Source organism: Nocardioides sp. P5_C9_2, assembly GCF_054049555.1.
In genome coordinates this window covers 1-2,329 of sequence record NZ_JBFUMD010000552.1, presented here as the reverse complement: position 1 = coordinate 2,329, position 2,329 = coordinate 1, and the positions used below count along the sequence as shown (strand labels likewise).

At 70.8% G+C, this 2,329-nt stretch carries 3 protein-coding genes and 1 pseudogene; all 4 read right to left on the bottom strand.

Going from position 1 to position 2,329, the window contains the following annotated elements; all coding sequences use genetic code 11:
* Nucleotides 1–416, bottom strand: a 416-nt coding sequence (locus tag ACXJKL_RS19505) for a hypothetical protein (RefSeq protein WP_457208656.1), incomplete at its 3' end; no start/stop codon positions are given.
* Between the two features lie 151 nt (nt 417–567).
* Nucleotides 568–1,362: a J domain-containing protein gene (locus ACXJKL_RS19500; RefSeq protein ID WP_457208655.1), complete on the bottom strand. Its 795-nt coding sequence runs from the start codon at nt 1,360–1,362 to the stop codon at nt 568–570.
* A complete protein-coding gene (locus tag ACXJKL_RS19495) occupies nt 1,359–1,901 on the bottom strand; it encodes a hypothetical protein (protein WP_457208654.1) in 543 nt (180 codons plus the stop codon). Before ACXJKL_RS19495 ends, ACXJKL_RS19500 begins: the two co-directional genes overlap by 4 nt.
* Nucleotides 1,902–1,948: 47 nt before the next feature.
* Nucleotides 1,949–2,329 (bottom strand): annotated as a pseudogene (locus tag ACXJKL_RS19490) (MCE family protein); the annotation flags it as partial.

The following is a 2,329-nucleotide window of genomic DNA, read 5'->3' as shown; positions in this document are numbered from 1 at the left end:
GAGTAGGTGAAGTCCTTCTCCTTGCACTCCTCCTCGGTGTACTTCGGGTCGACGAACACAGGGTTGTCGAACGAGAGCATCATCGTCTCGGAGAAGTCCTCGATCGGGGAGATCTCCTCGAAGATCTCCTGCAGACCTGACTTCTCCGACACGTCTTCGCCCGCGGCCCGACGGGCTGCGACCATCCCTTCCCACTTCTCGCCGCCGACGAGCCACTCGAAGCTGTCGGTCTGGAGGGAGAGGAGAGCGGGAACCTCGAGAGGTTCGGCGATCTTCGCGAAAGAGGTGCGGTTGGACTTGAGCAGGGAGTTACCAGCGGAGCTGCGCGCGGCCAAGAGGGTGTCCTTCGAAGGATCGTGATCCAAGAGATCGCCGGCCGACCACCACGACACCCGTCCGGGCAGGGTGAAGGGCATATGAGGGCAGGCGCAAAGACACAGGCTACCGCAACACAGGGCTCGCTTCAAAGGCGGGGTCGATGGCGCTGGAGTGCTCCACTCGCCGTTCGCTCACGCGTTGCCGACGATGATGACCGGCGACCGGGAACAGGTCAAGCACCGACCCGGTTCAGCCCTGTGCCGGTGACGTGACGAGGTCGTCGACGAGCCACTCGTCGTCGACCTTCTGCATCGTCACGGTGACCTGGTCCTTGTAGGTCTCGGGCTCCGGGGTGAGCTTGTTGGTGGTGGGGCGGTCCACGAAGACCAGCACGTCGACCCGGTCCTGGCCCGAGCGCACGATCCCCGACGCCACGACCGTCGCCCGGACGGTGGTCTGCGTCTGCGGGGCGTTGTCGGCGATGACCGCGAAGAGCTTGTCGTAGTCGGCGCGGTAGCCGGAGGTGAGGTATCCCTCCGCGCGCGCCCGGTCCTCCTCCAGCGAGGCATAGCCGTAGGACAGGACCGGCACGATGGCGCGCTCGGCCGCGGCCTGGGCGGCGCGCGTCGCCTCCTCCTCGGTCTCCCCCGAGGTCGTCTGCCACGCCCAGGCACACCCGGCGACGAGCCCGGCCAGCACGAGTCCGACCGCGGCCAGGAGCCACGCAGGGACGGAGTGGGAAGACACAGGGACGGAGCGGGGAGACGCCGGGGCGGGGTCGAGTGGGTCCCCGCCGGGCTCGTCCGCCACCGTCACCGGGTCGGGCTCGGGCTCGGACTCGGCGAGCGAGGCGTCGTACGCCGCCCGGCGCGCCGGGTCGAGGAGCACCTCGGCGGCCGCATTGAGCGAGGCGAAGCGGCGTGAGCCGGGCTCGAGGTCGGCGATGCCGGCGCGCCAGGCGGCACGTACCTCGTCGGCCGGGGCGGCGCGGTCGACGTCGAGGACGTCGTACCAGCTGGGGGTCTGGGTCGAGGGCGTGCTCACGGCTGGGCTCCCGGGTCGGGCTCGGTGGGGGCGGCGGCGTCACCGGAGACCGGGTCGAAGTCGTCGACGAGCCACTCACCGTCGACCGCGACGAGGCTGACCTCGATCCGGAAGGGGATGGGCTCCTGGTCGACGGTCTTGCCCTTGACCTCGTAGGAGTCGCTGAACGTGCCGGCGACCAGGGCCCGGGCCGAGTCCTGGTCGATGCTGGACACGCCGGTCGAGAAGACGTCGGCGACCCGGGTCACCCCGGCCTGGGCGACGAGCTGCTCGGCGGTGCCGGCCTCCTTCTCGAAGGACGCGGCGAACTTGTCGGTGATGACGTCGGTGACGCGGTCGCGGTACTCCGGCATCGCGCCCTCGTCGTCGAGCAGGTCGGGACCGTAGGTGCCCATGCGCAGCATGAACTGCTCGGTCTGCGCCATGACCTCCTCGCGGGAGGACTGCACGTCGTCGCCGTCGTCGCCGCGGGCGAGGAGCAGCCAGGCCAGGAGGCCGGCCGCCACGAGGGCGAGCACCACCAGGACAGCGAGCAGCACCGTCCGGAAGCGGACGGACCGCGGGGGCGCTGCGGCGGTCGCGCTCGTCACTGCTGCGTCAGCAGGGGCTGCAGGAACAACCATTTCCACGACTCCTCTCCCAAGGTCCGGGGGGCGACGCTACCGCGCGACTCGAGCCGGGCGGCCTCCGTCTCGCCCCACACCAGCTCACCGGTGTCGGGGTCGTAGGCGGCGACCGGCGGGGCGTACGACGCGGCGGGGCGGGGGGCGTGCTGACCGCCGCGGGCGTTGGACTGCGACGCGGGCTCGGCGCAGCGGGCGGACGTGTTCATCGCGCGGTTCTCTCCGTCCTGCGGGGGGCGGGTGTCGGTGCCCTCGTAGCCGGCGTGGCACACCGGCGGGTCCTGGGTGAGGACCATCCCGAAGTGGGCGTCGTAGTTGCCCGTGGCCGGGGTCCTGGACACGAC